Annotated in this window: 20 protein-coding genes; 18 read left to right on the top strand and 2 right to left on the bottom strand. The window is 48.2% G+C overall.

Annotated features, from left to right (window positions below):
• Positions 1 to 85 precede the first annotated feature (85 nt).
• The 6 genes from KTG14_RS04280 to KTG14_RS04255 all read left to right on the top strand — a co-directional run bounded on the left by KTG14_RS04280 (position 86) and on the right by KTG14_RS04255 (position 6,043).
• The gene (locus KTG14_RS04280) at positions 86 to 847 is read left to right on the top strand and encodes a TerC family protein (protein WP_216969653.1); all 762 of its coding nucleotides are present in this window, start codon (positions 86 to 88) and stop codon (positions 845 to 847) included.
• Positions 848 to 1,130: 283 nt separating this feature from the next.
• Positions 1,131 to 2,771, top strand: coding sequence for a ribosomal protection-like ABC-F family protein (gene abc-f, locus KTG14_RS04275; protein WP_216969651.1), 1,641 nt, complete (start codon positions 1,131 to 1,133; stop codon positions 2,769 to 2,771).
• 469 nt (positions 2,772 to 3,240) lie between these two features.
• Positions 3,241 to 3,711 (top strand): HIT family protein, encoded by a 471-nt coding sequence (locus tag KTG14_RS04270; RefSeq protein WP_216969650.1) that lies wholly within the window; start codon positions 3,241 to 3,243, stop codon positions 3,709 to 3,711.
• A 25-nt stretch (positions 3,712 to 3,736) separates the two neighbouring features.
• Positions 3,737 to 4,189, top strand: coding sequence for a PaaI family thioesterase (locus KTG14_RS04265; RefSeq protein WP_216969649.1), 453 nt, complete (start codon positions 3,737 to 3,739; stop codon positions 4,187 to 4,189).
• Between the two features lie 34 nt (positions 4,190 to 4,223).
• Positions 4,224 to 5,330: a mechanosensitive ion channel family protein gene (locus KTG14_RS04260; RefSeq protein ID WP_216969647.1), complete on the top strand. Its 1,107-nt coding sequence runs from the start codon at positions 4,224 to 4,226 to the stop codon at positions 5,328 to 5,330.
• Between the two features lie 86 nt (positions 5,331 to 5,416).
• Positions 5,417 to 6,043 carry a GNAT family N-acetyltransferase gene (locus KTG14_RS04255; RefSeq protein ID WP_216969639.1) on the top strand — a complete coding sequence of 209 codons (627 nt, stop codon included), beginning with the start codon at positions 5,417 to 5,419 and terminating at the stop codon, positions 6,041 to 6,043.
• On the opposite strand, the gene KTG14_RS04250 is transcribed toward KTG14_RS04255, so the two are convergent.
• Complete coding sequence (locus KTG14_RS04250; protein ID WP_216969638.1) at positions 5,992 to 6,993, bottom strand: EAL domain-containing protein; 1,002 nt, start codon at positions 6,991 to 6,993, stop codon at positions 5,992 to 5,994. The two genes, KTG14_RS04255 and KTG14_RS04250, sit on opposite strands and share 52 nt — an antisense overlap.
• 217 nt (positions 6,994 to 7,210) lie before the next feature.
• Here KTG14_RS04250 and KTG14_RS04245 point away from each other — a divergent pair, with 217 nt between their 5' ends.
• The 12 genes from KTG14_RS04245 (at position 7,211) to KTG14_RS04190 (ending at position 16,025) form a co-directional block, all read left to right on the top strand.
• Entirely contained in the window at positions 7,211 to 7,672 is a 462-nt protein-coding gene (locus KTG14_RS04245; RefSeq protein ID WP_216969636.1) for a DinB family protein, read from the top strand.
• A gap of 143 nt (positions 7,673 to 7,815) precedes the next feature.
• The gene (locus KTG14_RS04240) at positions 7,816 to 8,646 is read left to right on the top strand and encodes an STAS domain-containing protein (RefSeq protein WP_216969635.1); all 831 of its coding nucleotides are present in this window, start codon (positions 7,816 to 7,818) and stop codon (positions 8,644 to 8,646) included.
• A 242-nt stretch (positions 8,647 to 8,888) separates the two neighbouring features.
• Positions 8,889 to 10,034 (top strand): GAF and HD-GYP domain-containing protein, encoded by a 1,146-nt coding sequence (locus tag KTG14_RS04235; RefSeq protein ID WP_216969633.1) that lies wholly within the window; start codon positions 8,889 to 8,891, stop codon positions 10,032 to 10,034.
• Complete coding sequence (locus tag KTG14_RS04230) at positions 10,031 to 10,375, top strand: DUF3307 domain-containing protein (RefSeq protein ID WP_216969631.1); 345 nt, start codon at positions 10,031 to 10,033, stop codon at positions 10,373 to 10,375. The genes KTG14_RS04235 and KTG14_RS04230 overlap by 4 nt, the downstream gene beginning before the upstream one ends.
• Before the next feature lie 12 nt (positions 10,376 to 10,387).
• Complete coding sequence (locus KTG14_RS04225; RefSeq protein ID WP_216969629.1) at positions 10,388 to 12,202, top strand: adenylate/guanylate cyclase domain-containing protein; 1,815 nt, start codon at positions 10,388 to 10,390, stop codon at positions 12,200 to 12,202.
• A 32-nt stretch (positions 12,203 to 12,234) separates the two neighbouring features.
• Positions 12,235 to 12,681, top strand: coding sequence for a flagellar assembly protein FliW (gene fliW / locus KTG14_RS04220; protein ID WP_216969628.1), 447 nt, complete (start codon positions 12,235 to 12,237; stop codon positions 12,679 to 12,681).
• 3 nt (positions 12,682 to 12,684) lie between these two features.
• Entirely contained in the window at positions 12,685 to 12,906 is a 222-nt protein-coding gene (csrA, locus tag KTG14_RS04215) for a carbon storage regulator CsrA (protein ID WP_058382099.1), read from the top strand.
• A gap of 339 nt (positions 12,907 to 13,245) precedes the next feature.
• Positions 13,246 to 13,962, top strand: coding sequence for a flagellin N-terminal helical domain-containing protein (locus KTG14_RS04210; protein ID WP_216969626.1), 717 nt, complete (start codon positions 13,246 to 13,248; stop codon positions 13,960 to 13,962).
• A 322-nt stretch (positions 13,963 to 14,284) separates the two neighbouring features.
• A complete protein-coding gene (locus KTG14_RS04205) occupies positions 14,285 to 14,419 on the top strand; it encodes a flagellin (RefSeq protein ID WP_008431706.1) in 135 nt (44 codons plus the stop codon).
• 99 nt (positions 14,420 to 14,518) lie between these two features.
• Positions 14,519 to 15,322, top strand: a complete 804-nt coding sequence (locus KTG14_RS04200; protein WP_216969625.1) for a flagellin N-terminal helical domain-containing protein — start codon at positions 14,519 to 14,521, stop codon at positions 15,320 to 15,322.
• 321 nt (positions 15,323 to 15,643) lie between these two features.
• Positions 15,644 to 15,778 (top strand): flagellin, encoded by a 135-nt coding sequence (locus tag KTG14_RS04195; RefSeq protein ID WP_216969623.1) that lies wholly within the window; start codon positions 15,644 to 15,646, stop codon positions 15,776 to 15,778.
• A 70-nt stretch (positions 15,779 to 15,848) separates the two neighbouring features.
• On the top strand, positions 15,849 to 16,025 hold the full coding sequence (locus KTG14_RS04190) for a YjfB family protein (protein ID WP_216969622.1): 177 nt from the start codon (positions 15,849 to 15,851) through the stop codon (positions 16,023 to 16,025).
• 44 nt (positions 16,026 to 16,069) lie between these two features.
• Here the strand turns inward: KTG14_RS04190 and KTG14_RS04185 are convergent, their stop codons facing one another.
• The gene (locus KTG14_RS04185) at positions 16,070 to 16,948 is read right to left on the bottom strand and encodes an endonuclease (RefSeq protein WP_216969621.1); all 879 of its coding nucleotides are present in this window, start codon (positions 16,946 to 16,948) and stop codon (positions 16,070 to 16,072) included.
• Between the last annotated feature and the right edge of the window lie 178 nt (positions 16,949 to 17,126).

The following is a 17,126-nucleotide window of genomic DNA, read 5'->3' as shown; positions in this document are numbered from 1 at the left end:
ATAGCAAAAACATTTTGCTTAGCAAGACCTTTGCCTTCTATAGGCATAGGTCTTTTTTGTTGCCAAATTTAAGGAGGTTTTTCAGTTGGAAGCAATTTTATTAGAGTATTTATGGGTGCTGCTCGTCTTAGTGGCACTTGAAGGTTTGCTTGCTGCTGACAATGCCGTCGTCATGGCGGTCATGGTCAAGCACTTGCCGAAAGCGCAACAGAAGAAAGCATTGTTCTACGGGTTACTCGGGGCGTTCGTGTTCCGTTTCGCGGCATTATTCATGATCACATTGCTCGTCGATGTCTGGCAGATCCAGGCACTCGGTGCAGCGTATCTCTTGTTCATCGCGTTTAAGCATATTTACGATCAGCGAAAAGGCAAAGAACACACCATCGAACCTGAAAAGACAAAAGGTTCTGGTTTCTGGATGACGGTATTGAAAGTGGAACTGGCGGACATCGCGTTCGCGGTCGACTCGATGCTCGCAGCGGTTGCGCTTGCCATCACTTTGCCGCATCTTGGCTCTATGGAAATCGGCGGCATCAACGGCGGACAGTTCGCTGTCATGTTGACCGGTGGTTTGGTCGGACTCGTCATCATGCGTTTCGCGGCGCATAAATTCGTTAAACTCTTGGCGAATTACCCGCAGCTTGAAACAACAGCGTTCGTCATCGTCGGCTGGGTCGGCGTGAAATTGACGGTCTTGACGCTTGGGCACGAAGGCGTCGGCATCTTGCCGTACGATTTCGCCCACTCGACAGAATGGAAATTGATCTTCTGGGGCGTTCTTCTGGCCATCGTGGCAGTCGGCGCACTTGTCAGCATCAAGAAAAAGCGCGAACAAAGCGTTGCGTAATTCCGGCTGGCCCGGTTGCAAGTAAAGTTCCTGCATGATAAAATCAACTCAATTCTGAAATGAAACGAGTTGATGGGTGGACAATGCGTAACTAACCTATATTTTTAGTCATTTGAAATAGTTATTTTTCGAAGGCAAAAACATAGGATTAGTCTGCCCATTTCATCCGTAAGGTGTTGTAGTTTATTCGGCGCATCCAAATGTACTGGCTAATCCTTCCAAATTTAGATTTGGGAGGATTTTTTTAATTCTCCCTGTCCAAAACGAGAAGGGGTGGTTCTGCATGACAGAACTAATAAAATTACTGAACATATCCGTGGAAATCGAACAACAAACGCTATTTGAGAACGTGACAGCGAACATCATGAGCGGCGATCGCATTGGCATCATCGGGAAAAACGGCGCCGGAAAAACGACGCTTTTGCGGCTGCTCGCTGGAGATATCGAACCGGCCAGTGGACAGTTAATTCAAGGCACACCGGACATGAGCGTGCGGGCAGTCGAACAGGAACTGCCGGATTACAGCTTTGAAGACGTGACAAAAGCGGAACAAGCGCTATTGAACAGATGGCAAGTCCCGCTTCGTGATTTCGCCCAATTGAGCGGAGGCGAAAAACTCAAAGCGCGGCTCGCGAAAGGCTTGGCAGTGCCAGCGGATCTCTTGTTATTGGATGAGCCGACCAATCATCTGGACGCACAAGGCACAGAATATTTGCTGCGCGAATTAAACGCTTATCCGGGAGCCATCGCGATCGTCTCGCACGACCGCTATTTCCTCGATCACATCGCGACGAAGATCTGGTCGATTGAAAATGGCAAAGTCTATAGCCATAACGGCAATTACAGCGACTATATGGAATTTCGCGAACGTAAGCGGATAAGCCAGCAACACGCTTATGACACACAACAAAAACGCATCGACCGGATCGAAAGCCAGATGAAGCAACTATCCTCGTGGTCTGAATCGGCACATGCCAACTCTACTAAGCAGGAAGGCTATAAGGAATATTACCGGGTCAAAGCGAAGGGCATGGACGCGCAAGTGAAATCGAAGCAAAAGCGCCTGGAGAAGGAATTGGCGAACGAGGCGGTCGACGCTGTCGAGCCGGACTACGAAGTGGAATTCGCTTTCCGCGCCAATCCGAAAGCGGGCAAACGCTTTTTGGAAGTGAAAGATGCCGGGAAATCTTTTAGCGACATGCCAATATTTAAAAATGCCTCGTTTACGGTCCAGCATGGGGAGAAAATCGCGGTCGTCGGCGCAAACGGCAGCGGCAAGACGACGTTTTTGAAAATGCTGGCGGGTGAAGAGCCGGTAAGCGTAGGGGAGCTATGGCTATCGCCTTCCGCTTCTATCGGCTATTTGACGCAAGACGTCTTTGATTTGCCGCTCGACCGGACGCCTGCCGAATTATTTGAGCAATTCACGTTCAAAGAGCGGGGGCGTGTGCAGAATCTATTGAAACACTTAGGTTTCCGTAAAGAGCAATGGCTGGAGCCGATTCGTGAGATGAGCATGGGCGAGCGGGTCAAATGCAAATTGATGAAATTCATCCTGGAGGATAAAGACGCCTTATTGCTCGATGAGCCGACCAATCATTTGGATTTGCCGTCGCGCGAACAATTGGAGTCGACCTTGTCGGACTATCGCGGCACGCTTCTCGTCGTATCGCATGACCGCTATTTACTCGACAAGGCGACGGATGGCAAACTGGTGTTTGAAGGCGGAACAATCCGCAAGCAGCTCGGGGAAGCGCCGCCAAAAGAAGCGCTTGGCAGCACCGGTGAACTTCGGTTGAAACTCGAGACGGAGCGTCAGGCCGTGCTCGGCAAACTGAGCTTTATGCAGCCGAAAGACAAGGGCTACGCTGAACTCGACTGGCGCTTTGTGGAATTGACGAAGCAATTGAAGGAATTGGAGTAGACAGCGATAATTCAAAAGAGACGGCTGCGGCCGTCTCTTTTGAATTATGAAGAAGTCTATGGTCTGCTATGAATCGAAAAGCTGATTATCTTATCTACAATTCAGAATCAATGAAATATCTCAGTATTTGGAGAAGCGTTCGCTCGACTCCTGCGGGAAAAGCGGGTTTGAGAGACCCCGCAGGAACGAAGTGACGAGGAGGCTCGATTCCCGCCCGCGGAAAGCGAGCGATAAGCTTCGGAAAATACGACTTTTCGCCTTTCTCAACAAGCTTGGAAAATGGACGGCCAAGACAGTATCTTTTTTATGCCAAGCGGCCGTCTTTCATGGTGATGACGCGGTCCGGATTATAGGACATAGTGCGAAAAGGCGTTAGATTTTCCTTTCCTGGATGAAGTTGGCTTGTATAATGGAAAGAAAACAACTGCAACAGATCTGATTTTGCTGCGGGGGATGAGGGGTACGGGAGATGAGTGGAATTTCACGGCACAAAGAACAAGATTGCTTAGGGTGCAGGCTGGCAAACGGTGAGCTTCCGGTGCACATGGTGTATGAAAATGAGTGGGTCGCGTGTTTTTTGGACCACGATCCGTTTGGCGAAGGGCATGTGCTCATTTTACCGAAAGCCCATTACCGTTTTATTGATGACATGGATAGTGAGACGGCACTCGCCATTCTAAACGCTTCACAATTAATGAGCCGGGCCATCCGGGAGCTTTACGCACCGTTTGGCATCACGCAGACGCAAAATGGCGGCGGGGCCGATGAATTGACGCATTTTCATTTGCATGTCGTGCCAAGAGATAAAAATCAGCCATTCGCGAGTTTTTATACAGGAGAAGATTTGGATAACGAAGCGCTGAAGCATCATCTAGCCGACACACGTACGAATTTAGTGGCGGCGGTTGAAGCGCAGTTGTCCGGATTTCCCGGGAAATAATATAGTGGTCAGAAAGGAAGACATTATGGCAAAACGAATCGATGAACAACTACTCCATCAACAACATTACGCAGAAATTCGCGACAAAGTGGCAAATGATCCGTATGCCCGTTCGCTCGGCATCCACTTAACTAAATTCGAAGAAACACTAGCTGAGGCGGAGCTGGTGGTGCAGGATCACATGGTCAATGCCTATGGAACTGCACATGGTGCCGTTATTTTCGCGCTCGCCGACCACGTGCTATCGGTAGTCAGCAATGCACATGGCAAAGCATCTGTCGGTTTGTCGACCAACGCCCAGTTTATCCAAGCGGCAAAGCCTGGGGATTTACTGACGGCGCGTGCGATCGAGACGAAACGCAATTTCCGTGTCGGCTTCTACCGCGCGGATGTATTACGTGGAGATGAGATCATTGCAACGGTCGATGGCGTGTCGTACCGGAAAGACCAGTATTTCGTGGAAACGGAAAAAGAATGAATCTTGTAGATGGAACTGGAAAGGGGGCGTGGAGATGCTATTGACGATTCAGCCAGAAGAGCTGACCGAGCGCTGGTACGATGTGTTCGAACAAATTGAATGGACGGAAGTGTTGCTGTTCGTGTTTTACGTGGCGTGCATTTTTCTCGTCAGGGCAATTGTGCTTGCCATTTCTCGCCGTTTAAGCAAAAATCGGGTGTTCCGCTACGTAGATCCAGTGCTGCGCAGCTTATTGAACTGGGCCACAACTTATGGGATTTTGCTATTCATGATCTTTTATTTTTCCAATTCGGGATGGATGTTCGACCGGCTGTTTGAAATCGGCAATGTCGAAATCACGGCATTCTTGGTGATCCTGGTGATCCTGATTGTGTCGCTCGCTAACCGCGCTTCGAAAATCATCACGCGTTATATTTTGCCGAATGTCTATCAACGTTACCATTTGGACCGCGGTATGAGTTTTACATTCGACCGGATGTTCCACTATACCGTGATGGCCATTGCAATCATTGTCAGCTTGACGACGGTCGGATTGGATTTGAGCGCCTTGACTGTGTTTGCAGGGGTGCTTGGGGTCGGAATTGGGTTTGGCCTGCAGAACATCGCTTCGAACTTTATTTCAGGCATCATCCTGTTGTTCGAGCGGCCGATTAAAGTCGGCGACCGGGTCATCATCGACGATTTGATCGGCGATGTCGACAAGATTTCGATGCGCTCGACCGTTATTAAGACGATCCATAATGAACACGTCATCGTGCCGAACTCCTATTTTCTGGAGGAGCAGGTGGTCAACCGTTCCTACGGCGATCCACGCATGCGTCTGGTAGTTCCCGTTGGTGTCGCTTATGGAAGCGATGCGGATCAAGTGAAGAGCGTGTTGCTGCAAGCTGCACAAGAAGAAGAGCAAGCAGGAGGTATCGTCTTGTCAGACCCAGAACCGTTCGTCAATTTTGCGGCGTTCGGCGAGTCGTCGCTCGATTTCGCGTTGATGGTGTGGATCGATAACTCGAACCAGGTCATTGCCACAAAAAGTGCCTTGAATTTTCGCATCAACCGGCTGTTTGCGGAACACAAAATTGAAATCCCATTCCCTCAGCGCGATTTGCATATTAAAAGTATGCCTGAGATAAAGCGGGAATAAAACGCATGGCTCCTTGTGGTCTCCTAACTGCCACAAGACAAAAGGGCATTGCGAACCACCAATAAGTTCAGAGCAGGTGAAGTTGAATGGAAATAATCATCGAACAAGAGCGAGCATCGGAATTTGAAGCAGTGGAAGAACTTATCCGGCAAGCCTTTGCCAGCGAGGAGTACAGTGATCAGACGGAGCATCAGCTGGTAAAGCGCTTAAGAAACAGCAAGGCTTACGTAACGGAATTGTCTTTGACCGCAAAATGTTCAGATGCCAAGTTGCTTGGCCATATTTTGCTGACGAAAGCATGGATTCTAGAGGGGGAAAAGTCATGCGAAACCCTCGCGCTGGCTCCCGTTTCGGTGTCGCCGGAACACCAAAGAAAGGGTATCGGAAGCGCATTGATCAACGCTTCATTCGAACGTGCGAAACAGCTGGGCTTTTCTTCTGTGATTGTACTGGGCCATCCAGCATACTACCCGAAGTTTGGTTTTGAACCAGCGAGCCGCTGGAATATCCGTGCTCCTTTTGATGTTCCGGAAGAGGCGTTTATGGTGATCGAATTGGTCCCAGGCGCATTGGCGAATGTGAGCGGTGTGGTCCAATATGCGGGTGAATTTTCAACTTTAAAAAAGAGGAAGAGACGAATAGGTCTCTTCCTCTTTCTAATTTATGAGACAGCTTTTGCTACAAGCGGTGCTGCGGCCGGTTTGCCGAAATAATAGCCTTGGAACAATTCATAGCCTTGTGCTTTCAGCCATAAGAAATCTTCTTCGGTTTCGATGCCTTCAGCAAGCGGCGTCGAGCCGACTGCTTGGGCTTTTTTAAGAAAGCTTTGTGCGACTGTTTGCTTTTCGGCATCTTGGGCAACGCCAAAAACGTATTTCATATCGAGTTTCATAAAATGCGGTTTTAGTTCACCGAGAACTTCGGCGGTGCTGTAGCCTTCGCCAACATCGTCGAGTGCGTATTGGAAGCCTCTTGATTTGTAATAGCCAAGAATATGCTTTAAGTGCTCCAAATCGTCGACTTTCTCGGATTCGACGACTTCAAAGACCAGTTGGTCCGGATCGACGCCTGTTTGGTGAGCCAGGTCGATTGTCGAACGCAGGCAAAATTCTGGCGAGTAAATCGAAGTCGGGATGAAATTGATGAATGCTTTTTCGCCTGACAATTGGCCGGCCGCGCGAACAGCAGTCATCCGGCAGACACGGTCAAGCGCATACAAACGGCCGCGGCTTTTCGCAGCGGGGAAGATTGTATTTGGGTAGATGACCTGGCCGTCGGCATCGTGGAAACGCGCGAGCATTTCGTAAGCAAACACGTTGCGCTCTTTGTCGACAATCGGCTGGAAATGGGAGACGATGCGTTCATTTTGGATGACTTCATCAATCCATTCCATATCGAATACTTGATGCATATCCGTGATCGGTTGGTAGCTTTCCCGGTTGATGCGGAATTCCGCGGATTCGATGTCCAACAGGTCTTCGCAAAAGCTCAAAAATTCGCGGGCGCCGAATTCGCCCATGCGCAGCCGGTTGTCTTTTAAAGAGACGTCCAGGCCTTGGCGCTCTAAGTGATCTATGGCAATTGGGATAATGGAATGGTTCAATTCACCGCTTAGGCGAATATCAAATGTCAGTGTCGAGACAGAACAATTATTACAGTTCAAACATGCTCCCCCTTAAATTTGTGGTAATTAAAGTATATCCGATGTGACTTAATACACAAGAAGAATTTACAAAGAAGGGATTTAAGGATGAAAAAGCAAATTATTTACCAAAAAATGGTTAGGTTTCTGATTTGGTGATGAAAGGGAGTCGGAAGCTTTGCGCAGCTTCCTGTGAAAACGATAAAATGGGCATATTCATAATTCAGGAGGCGATAAGATGAATGAAGAAATGATATTCCGCCAATGGAAAACATGGCGCGGCATGATCATCAAGCTGCTGGATAAGATAAGTGAAGAAGAGGCCGACCAAATGCCGGCACCGTTCCGCAATTCAATCCGCTGGAATGCTGGGCATTTGGCAACGGGAATTGACAGCTTTGTTTCGAAGTCACTCGGCGTGGAGGCGTTGTTGCCGGAGCATTACAAAGCCTTATTCGCAAGCGGCACATCCCCGCAAAACTGGGAAGGCGACGTGCCATCGCTTGAAGAGCTCAAGCAAGTGCTGCGCGACCAGCCCGGCCAAATCGAACAGGTGACTGCCGGCAAGCTCGACAACAAATTGCTCGAGCCGTTTCTCGGCATGGAGACGCTCGGAGAAGTTTTGGCATTCATGATTTCACATGATGCGCTTCATCTCGGGACGATGAGCGCCATCCGCAAAACGATTAAAATCCAATAAGTAGATGAAAGCCCCGCCTGAAACTATAGGCGGGGCTTTATTACAGGAGTATGACATTGTCGTTTCCATAGTCATATCGGCGTGCCTGCCCTTATACAAAATGGTATACTGAAAGCAATTCATTGGAAAAGGTGGCAGGCGGAATGTCTTCATTTACGGAGTTTTGCGGATATATCACAGCGAGCCCGCGTACGCTCGCTGAACAAGTAGTGGAGCGGGTGCTCGCAAAAATCGACCAGGAGATCCCGGCAGAGGAACGCTTGCGCGCGGTGGACATGTACGAGGAATTGCTTGGCTATCTTGGCGACACCATCGGCAACGAAGCCGACCTCGAGGTGCCGGATGCACTCATTGAGTGGAGCAAGCAAAATGCAGAGATGCAAGTATCTTCCGGCGGCAAGATTTCAGAGATTGTCGTGCGTTATCCGCCGACGCGCGTCGTCATGGCGGAATTGTTTACGGAACTGAGCGTCAAATCAGGGCTCAGCTTGGAAGAGAACGCGCTGGCCATCAAACGCATCAACACCTTGCTCGATGTCAGCCTGAACGAGACCTTCTTTGCATTCGAACGGCTTCAGGAAAAATACGAAGCGGAAATGCAAAGCGAGATGATTGCATTGTCGGCACCGATCGTTCCAGTCGCGGATGATGTTGTCGTGTTGCCGTTGATCGGCTATCTCGACAGCTACCGGGTCAACCACATTTTAACGAATGTCATCCCGCATATCGCAGAGATGGATGTGTATCATGTCATCACGGATTTCTCGGGCGTCTTGACGATTGACGACCAGAACGCAGAAGCGATACACCATATCGGCAGCACGCTCAGTTTGATGGGCATCCATGTCGTCGTAGCGGGTATGCGTCCGGATTTGGTGCAGACCATCGTCCAGTCGGGCATTCAATTAGCCTCGGCGGATGCCTATGCAACCGTCAAGCAAGCACTGGAAAGTCTGGAGAAAATCGAATCGTAACAATGCGAAGAACCGGGCCAGGTAGAGGCCCGGTTTTTTTGTGCCAGTTAGTAAATATTTCAGCGAAACTGCCGATAATAAAAGAGAAGCATCTATAGTGGTTGGATGTTAAAGGCTAAAAAAATGTAAATTTTTTCATTTAATCTTTTACTATGTATTGTATATAGCGTGATAATAAGCTATCGTTTGGAATAAATAATTCATCTCGATTTCAAAGTAAAAACTTATAGTGGAGGCCCTTCATGAACGAAAAGGAACAATTGGAACAGCGCATCCAAGAGTTGATGACTCTATGGGATGCGTCGAAAGAGCTCAACACCCATCTTGATCAGGATAAAGTGTTCGACAATATTTTGCAGCAGATGATGCAAGTCATCGGCGCGGAAGCTGGCACCTTATGGATAGCGGATGCAGACGGGCAGCAGTTACAGGCCGTGTCGGCATTCGGTGCAGCAGCTGAAGAAATTCTCAACGTGAAAGTGCCGAGAGGGCAAGGTGTCGTGTGGAAAGTTCTCGAAACAGGGCAGGCCCAACGTATCGAAGACGTCACGCGGCATGCCGATTGGAACGAACAAATCGACCAGGAGAGCGGATTTATCACCAGTTCTCTCCTAACGGTGCCGTTAATCGTCAAAAGCCAATTACTCGGCTCTTTGCAATTGCTCAACAAGCGCGACGGCGAATTTTTTACCGAAGCAGACTTGCGCTTGGCAGAAGCATTGGCGCATCAATCCGCGCTCGCGCTTCACAATAGCCAAATGTACGATGAGCTGAACCGCATGCTCCTCAGCATGATTCGGACGCTTGCCAGCCTGCTCGATGCGCGGGATCCGTATACGGCGGGGCATTCCGAGCGTGTAGCCAATTATTCCTTATGGATCGCCCAGAAAATCGGGATGACGCCCGCCGAATGCGAAGAATTGTACAAGGCCGCGCTACTGCACGATATCGGAAAAATCGGCATTCGCGACGAGTTGCTGCAAAAACCTGGGCGCTTGTCTCAAGAAGAATTTCAGGCGATCCAGCAGCACACAACCATCGGTGCCGGCATTTTGGCGAATATGGAACCGCAACATGCCATGGAGCGTTCAGTCGAGACGGCGAAATCCCATCATGAGCGCATTAACGGCAGCGGCTATCCGGAAGGGCTAAAAGGCGATGCGATTCCGTTATTCGCGCGCATCGTCGGCGTGGCGGATGCCTTTGACGCCATGACCACCGCTCGCCCGTACAGCACAGGGCGTACGGAAAAACAAGGAGCTGTAGAACTGCTACGCTGCCGGGGCGAATTATTCGAAGCCCATTTGGTGGATGCGATGGTCGAAATCTTGGAAGAATGCCAGTACGACATGAGTACGTATAAAACAGAGCGGAGATACCGGATATGAGCATGTTTGATATTTTACTGCTGGGGCATTTGACCGGTGATTTTCTGTTCCAGACTTCGTGGATGGCGAAACACAAAGCGACGCAGTGGCTGCCGCTGCTAACACATGTGACGGTTTATACCGCGATCGTCAGTTTGTTCGGGCTGCTTGCAGGCGGCTTGTCGCTGACGGCCATCGCGGTGATTTTCGTCAGCCACATAATCTTGGACCGACGCAGCTTTGTCCAATTTTGGGTGAAGCGCGTCCAGATGACGACAGGGGCGGAAAGCAAATGGCTATCGATTGTGGCGGATCAGATTTTCCACCTCTTGTTTCTGGCTTTGGCGATTGCGTTGACATAGGAGTGAGTGAAGATGACATTGAAATCAAAGCATTACACCATTGAAAAAGAATATCCGGTCGACCGGCAGACGGCGTGGGAGCAGCTCGCGGACAATAACCGCTTGAACGATGCGATCGGTTTGTTCCCCGTGAAGTTCCAGCCGAGCCAGACGGAATCGACTGGTTTGTTCTACCGGGAAGCGGCAGCGAAAGTGATGGGCGTCGTGCCGATGACATGGAAATCACTGCCGTTTGAATGGCAGGAGCTGGAGTATTATACGACCGAACGGCAATATCTGGACGGGCCGCTTAATTATTACATATTGACGCTGGAATTTTTTGATGTAAGCGAAGGCGAAAAGCCGCGCACGAAAGTCCGGCTGACGGCAGAATTTTCTCCGAAGAACGTGCTCGGCTATGTCGGCATCCAGGCAACGGGAGTGCCGGCGCTAAAGAAAATCATGGCGTTTTTGGACGATTACCAGCAGGAAGAATCCGAAACAGCCCCGCGTGCGAATAAACGGGCGCCAAAAGTGAACACGGAGCAACTCGAGAGCTTGAGCCGCCAATTGGCCAAGTATCCGGTCGCCCCGCAATTCACGGCGCGCTTGCAGCATTACCTCACCAACAGCACCGACCAAGACGCAGCGGAGATCGTGCCGAAAAACCTCGCAAAGCTATGGGATATGCCGGTAGAAGAAGTACTGCGGGGCATGTTATATGCCACGAAAGCTGGCTTGCTGCAACTGAGCTGGCACGTCATTTGCCCGAATTGCCGTGTCTCCCAAGACAGTCACCGCAGCTTGTCGGAACTCGAGCGAAGCTTCCACTGCGACCTGTGCGGCATAGCCTATGACGCGAATTTCGACCAGTCCGTCGAATTGCATTTTGCGGTGCATCCGACCGTGCGCACCGCTTACGCAGAAGTGTATTGCATCGGCAGCCCGCTCATCACGCCGCATGTCATCGCACAGCGCATCGTTCGGGCAGGGCAATCGGTCAGTTTTAAGCCAGTCGCAGGACACACGCCGATGCGCTTGCGCGTGCTGCAATTGAATGACCAAATCCGGATCGGCCAGACCGGTGCGTTTTGTTACACAGCATCTGGATGGACAGCACAATCACGGGAAGCTTCGGACATTGCCATCACGAACGATAGCGCAAAAGACATCGTCGTCGCGCTCGAGTACGCCGATTGGAATGAAGAAACCGTAACGGCGGCGAAAGTGACCGCCATGCAGGAATTTCGCGATTTGTTTTCGTCAGAAGTACTGGCACCGGGGCAGAAAATCGCCATTGGACATGTAACGATTCTGTTCACCGACCTGAAAGGCTCGACCGCGCTCTACGAAGAATCTGGAGACGCCAATGCCTACGGACGCGTGCGTGGCCATTTCGACTTTTTGACCGAACACATCAAGCAAAATTCCGGCAGCGTTGTCAAAACAATCGGCGACGCGGTCATGGCGGTGTTCTCAAAACCCGCAGACGGCGTCAAAGCAGCACTCGCCATTCAGGAAAAACTGGATGCTTTTAACGAACAAACACATGATACACTGCTACTAAGGCTCGGTCTCTTCAGCGGACCGGCCATCGCCGTCAACTCAAACGACCGGCTCGATTATTTCGGCCGCACGGTCAATTTGGCGGCGCGTGTGCAAGGGCAGGGCGATGCGGGCGAAGTGATCCTGAGCCAGGAGTTGCTCAACCAGCCTGACGTTGCGGCCCTAGTCGATGCACAAGGCTTATCGATTGAACCATTCACCGCCGAATTGAAAGGCATCACAGGCGAACAAGCTTTGGTACGGTTGCGCATGCAGAAGATGGTTCATATAGAAGCAGGCTAATTAGAAGTTTTCATATAGAAAGGAAGTCAGCCATGAAAATCCAGACAGAACAATTCGGCGAGCTCGAACTTGAAGACAATCGTTTGCTCACATTCGAACGCGGCATCCCGGGATTCGAAGAGGAAACGACATTCGTCTTGCTGCCGGCAGACCCATCGGGCGACTCGCCGTTCTTTTTCCTCCAGTCAACGGAACACGCAGCAATCAGCTTCTTCATGGCGGACCCGTTCGTTTTTTTGCCGGACTACGAAGTGAAGCTCGATGACACTTTGACTGCGCAATTTAAGCTGCAAGCCCCATCTGATGCAATCGTCTTGGTGACCGTCACGCCGAACAAGCAAATCGGTGAGGCGACGGCGAACTTGAAAGCGCCGGTCGTCATCAATAATAAACAACAGCTCGGCAAACAGATCGTCCTGAACAACCCGAACTACCAAGTGAAACATCCGCTGTTCCAACAAGCGGCAAGGCAGGTGTAAGGAATGCTCGTACTCGGACGCAAAGTCGGCGAATCGATCGTCATCGACGACAACATTGAAATTACGGTCACTTCCATCGAAGGCGATCTCATCAAACTGGGGATTTCCGCACCGAAGGAAATTCCGATCCACCGGAAAGAGATTTATTTGGAGATTCAGGAAGAGAACAAGAACGCGGTATCGAATGTGATTGATATTAGTGATTTTTTGAAGATGAAGAAATGAGAAGAGCCTGCGATATTTTCGCAGGCCTTTTTTATATCAATTCTATAATCATTTCGCTACAGGCGGAGGCTTTCGGGCTCACAGGATGTGAGTCATGCAACTGGCGCGACAGGACGTCGCGTTGCCAGTTGCCGCGGGCGTCTTCCTAAGGAGTCCCCGCCCTCCGCTTCATTTAGCATATTATTTAAGAATTCATTTACCCTAATCTGAAAAGAAAAAATATATTTTTAAAAATTACTAAACATTTTAAAACGCTTACCGATAAAAAGAATGTAAGGCAGTCCAAACGGATTTGGGCGCTTGCAAAAAACAAAAAACATTACACGGAGGTAATACACAATGATTATCAATCACAACATCGCAGCACTTAACACGCACCGCCAAATGGGCTCAGCTCAAAGCGCGCAAATGAACAACATGGAGAAACTATCTTCAGGACTTCGCATCAACAGCGCAAAAGACGATGCAGCAGGGCTGTCAATCTCTGAAAAAATGCGTGGCCAGATTCGTGGACTAGAGCAAGGGTCACGAAATGCACAAGACGGTATCTCAATGTTGCAAACTGCAGAAGGTGCGTTAAACGAAACACACGATATTTTGCAACGCATGCGTGAATTGTCTGTACAATCCTCAAGTGATACCAACGTTGCAGAAGATCGCACAGCACTGGACACTGAATACCAAGCATTGGCAGCTGAGATTACAAGAATTTCTGATCACACAGAATTTAATAAACAAAAATTATGGAACGGTGATACTACGGTAGTAGATTTTCAAATTGGCGCAAATGTCGGGCAAACGATTTCCTATACATTCTCTGATAAAGATGCTGCTGCATTAACCGGTGGGGTTGGTGATTTATTGACTAAGGCTAGTTCGCAAACAGCACTGGGAGCTATAGATACAGCAATCGCTACAGTATCGACAGAGCGTTCAAAATTGGGATCAACTCAGAATCGTCTTGAACACACAATCAACAACTTAAACACATCTTCTGAAAACATTACAGCTGCGGAATCACGTATCCGCGACGTTGATTATACCGAAGCCGCTTAAGCGAGTGGAGGTACAGTCGTCCTGGCCGGTAACAGCCAGAGATTACGACCGGGTGAATTGCTGGAAAGCCCTGATAGCTTTTATTGCCACAACGTAGTTGGAAACGACAAGCGTGACGGCCCTGAAAAAATAAAAGATTGGGCAATCAGCAGCCAAGCTCCTGTCTCGAAAGAGTGGAGAAGGTTCAACGACTAGGATAGACCATCTAAGGCGAGAGCTATGGTGATGAAATCCGTAGGTGAAACAGTATACATCAGTACTGTGGATCCGAAGTGCCCGGCCCCTACTAACACTAGAGGGTGAAGATATAGTCTAGTCATTTATGAAAGTAAATGTTCGCACGATGGCGAAAGAAATGATGGAACAAACGAAGAACTCGATTCTTGCACAAGCGTCACAAGCAATGTTGGCTCAAGCAAATCAGGCTCCACAGCAAGTTCTTCAACTACTACGCTAAAATAACTTTTTTATTCTTAATTTAGCACCTTATGTTCTTTGATAAATGCGCTTCAAATGGATTTGAGCGCCTAAAAACATTACACGGAGGTAATACACAATGATTATTAATCACAACATCGCAGCACTTAACACGCACCGCCAAATGGGCTCAGCTCAAAGCGCGCAAATGAACAACATGGAGAAACTATCTTCAGGACTTCGCATCAACAGCGCAAAAGACGATGCAGCAGGGCTGTCAATCTCTGAAAAAATGCGTGGCCAGATTCGTGGACTAGAGCAAGGGTCACGAAATGCACAAGACGGTATCTCAATGTTGCAAACTGCAGAAGGTGCGTTAAACGAAACACACGATATTTTGCAGCGCATGCGTGAATTGTCTGTACAATCCTCAAGTGATACCAACGTTGCAGAAGATCGCACAGCACTGGACACTGAATACAAAGCATTAGCTAAAGAAATTACCCGAATTGCTGTGGACACAGAGTTCAATAGACAAAAACTTTGGAGTGGTGAAACTGCTGGGGTAGATTTCCAAATCGGTGCTAATGTTGGTCAAACAATCTCATATACTTTTTCCGACAAAACAGCTAATACTCTAATGGGTGGGACAGGAATTACACATTCTACCAATGTGGATCCGGTGGCAGCGGCAGCGGAGGATGCTACTGCTCAAGCTACTGCTGATGCGGCTGCTATCGGCGATTTGACAAGTAAAGCCAATGCACAGACTGCCTTAGGTAAGTTAGATACAGCAATCGCTACAGTATCGACAGAGCGTTCAAAATTGGGATCAACTCAGAACCGTCTTGAACACACAATCAACAACTTGAACACATCTTCTGAAAACATTACAGCTGCGGAATCACGTATCCGCGACGTTGATTATGCCGAAGCTGCGTAAGCGGGTGGAGGTACAGTCGTCCTGATTGGTAACGATCAGAGATTACGACCGGGTGAATTGCTGGAAAGCCCTGATAGCTTTTATTGCCACAACGTAGTTGGAAACGACAAGCGTGACGGCTCGAGAAAATAAAAGATTGGGCAATCAGCAGCCAAGCTCCTGTCTCGAAAGAGTGGAGAAGGTTCAACGACTAGGATAGACCATCTAAGGCGCAAGCTATGGTGATGAAATCCGTAGGTGACACAGTGTCCATCAGCACTGAAAGATCCGAAGTGCCCGGCCCCTACTAGTTTAGAGGGTGAAGATATAGTCTAGTCATTTATGAAAGTAAATGTTCGCACGATGGCGAAAGAAATGATGGAACAAACAAAGAACTCAATTCTTGCACAAGCATCACAAGCTATGCTAAGTCAAGCAAATCAAGCACCGCAGCAAGTTCTTCAATTGCTACGTTAATTTTAAACACGAAAAGGAGCCTGATTTTAGGCTCCTTTTTTTATAAGCAAGTTCACAAGGGGGAGTTCCTATGGATATCGCCGCTTTATCGATGTCGCTTAGCCAGATGAATGTCCGACAGGAAGCAAGTGTGTTAGTGACTAAGAAAGCGATGGACCAGGCCGAGGCGAATAGCGCGAGTGTCGTGAAGATGCTTGAACAATCGGTTCAGCCGCATATTGGCAGTTCGATTGATTTGAAAGGGTAAAATGTTTATAACGAAAGGGCTGCTAACAAAATCGGCAGCCCTTTTTATATAAGGAAACAATGATTGGTAATCTGACTGATGTTCAAGCCTGTCTCAAGTTTCAACTTGATTAATTGGGCTTTATAACTTTCCTTGATTTCTATTTGGTATGGTTTTGTGTGAATAATCGTACTTTTTACGGAGCTAGCCATTTTGAAAAAACTGATGTGATCTTGAAGCAGTTCCTGGAGGATGGGCAGCTTTTCATACTGGTCATTGATTTCTGAAGTCGGCTTTTCAAGAATTAAATTTTCAGGTAAGTAGATAGTTGACCTTTTCGCTATAGGTCTCATGTTTCTTTGAAATGGCTTTTTTCGAGTCATTGAGACATGAATATATGGTGTAACCAATCTCAAGAAATAGTTAATCTGAAATTGATCATAGAGGACGAGGCGGTTCTGGCCATCTATAGAAAAGTTGAAACCAAATTTTATGTTGAGAAAATCAATGAGGAACTGGTTTTCTGTAGGAGAAAAACTGTCAGTAGAAAGAATGATTTTTTTCACTAGCCCGCTTTGCTGATTTAAATGGCCATCATCCTGGTACCACCAAGATAAGGATCTTTTAGTGAAATGCTGTTCGATATAAGCGAAGGGTAATTCCTTTTTGCCATGAGGATACCATGTTTCATATAAAGTATTTAATTCCTGAGAAGTGCGAGATTGAACTACATAGCATTCTGTAAACCCTTGAGCGACCCTTGAGTCTATTATTCTCTTATACTTTGGAGGAGCTAGTGGATAGAATTCTGAAAGACCTTCGAAGCAGTGTTCTGACCAGCCTTTATCAGTTAAAGTATGAGTGAACTGAAACCTAGGTTTTCTTCCAGCCTGCTTTGTTAAGCAGCCATCTCCGAGTAATTTTCCGCACATCATATCTTCCATACGTATATCTCCTCCTTGATCTAGAGAAGTCTTTAAATAATTATATGAATTTAAAGTGTCGTATGCAAAATAGAACAAGGCATTCAACCGCATGTTTTTTACTTCACAAGCTCATGTATAGAACATGGAAAAAGTCACAGCTTTCATTCCAAATAAAACTACTTTATATAAAGTCTAC

Origin of the sequence: Planococcus sp. CP5-4_YE (genome assembly GCF_019042655.1) — a bacterium.
Lineage (GTDB): Bacteria > Bacillota > Bacilli > Bacillales_A > Planococcaceae > Planococcus.
Note: the sequence above shows the minus strand (reverse complement) of the source record. Positions and strands in the feature narration are given on the sequence as shown.

What these genes read in the sequence shown, in the direction of transcription:
- abc-f (WP_216969651.1), top strand. Translation starts at nt 1,131, where the DNA reads ATGACAGAACTAATAAAATTACTGAACATATCCGTGGAAATCGAACAA.
- KTG14_RS04270 (WP_216969650.1), top strand. Translation starts at nt 3,241, where the DNA reads ATGAGTGGAATTTCACGGCACAAAGAACAAGATTGCTTAGGGTGCAGG.
- KTG14_RS04265 (WP_216969649.1), top strand. Translation starts at nt 3,737, where the DNA reads ATGGCAAAACGAATCGATGAACAACTACTCCATCAACAACATTACGCA.
- KTG14_RS04260 (WP_216969647.1), top strand. Translation starts at nt 4,224, where the DNA reads ATGCTATTGACGATTCAGCCAGAAGAGCTGACCGAGCGCTGGTACGAT.
- KTG14_RS04255 (WP_216969639.1), top strand. Translation starts at nt 5,417, where the DNA reads ATGGAAATAATCATCGAACAAGAGCGAGCATCGGAATTTGAAGCAGTG.
- KTG14_RS04245 (WP_216969636.1), top strand. Translation starts at nt 7,211, where the DNA reads ATGAATGAAGAAATGATATTCCGCCAATGGAAAACATGGCGCGGCATG.
- KTG14_RS04240 (WP_216969635.1), top strand. Translation starts at nt 7,816, where the DNA reads ATGTCTTCATTTACGGAGTTTTGCGGATATATCACAGCGAGCCCGCGT.
- KTG14_RS04235 (WP_216969633.1), top strand. Translation starts at nt 8,889, where the DNA reads ATGAACGAAAAGGAACAATTGGAACAGCGCATCCAAGAGTTGATGACT.
- KTG14_RS04230 (WP_216969631.1), top strand. Translation starts at nt 10,031, where the DNA reads ATGAGCATGTTTGATATTTTACTGCTGGGGCATTTGACCGGTGATTTT.
- KTG14_RS04225 (WP_216969629.1), top strand. Translation starts at nt 10,388, where the DNA reads ATGACATTGAAATCAAAGCATTACACCATTGAAAAAGAATATCCGGTC.
- fliW (WP_216969628.1), top strand. Translation starts at nt 12,235, where the DNA reads ATGAAAATCCAGACAGAACAATTCGGCGAGCTCGAACTTGAAGACAAT.
- csrA (WP_058382099.1), top strand. Translation starts at nt 12,685, where the DNA reads ATGCTCGTACTCGGACGCAAAGTCGGCGAATCGATCGTCATCGACGAC.
- KTG14_RS04210 (WP_216969626.1), top strand. Translation starts at nt 13,246, where the DNA reads ATGATTATCAATCACAACATCGCAGCACTTAACACGCACCGCCAAATG.
- KTG14_RS04205 (WP_008431706.1), top strand. Translation starts at nt 14,285, where the DNA reads ATGAAAGTAAATGTTCGCACGATGGCGAAAGAAATGATGGAACAAACG.
- KTG14_RS04200 (WP_216969625.1), top strand. Translation starts at nt 14,519, where the DNA reads ATGATTATTAATCACAACATCGCAGCACTTAACACGCACCGCCAAATG.
- KTG14_RS04195 (WP_216969623.1), top strand. Translation starts at nt 15,644, where the DNA reads ATGAAAGTAAATGTTCGCACGATGGCGAAAGAAATGATGGAACAAACA.
- KTG14_RS04190 (WP_216969622.1), top strand. Translation starts at nt 15,849, where the DNA reads ATGGATATCGCCGCTTTATCGATGTCGCTTAGCCAGATGAATGTCCGA.
- KTG14_RS04185 (WP_216969621.1), bottom strand. Translation starts at nt 16,948, where the DNA reads ATGGAAGATATGATGTGCGGAAAATTACTCGGAGATGGCTGCTTAACA.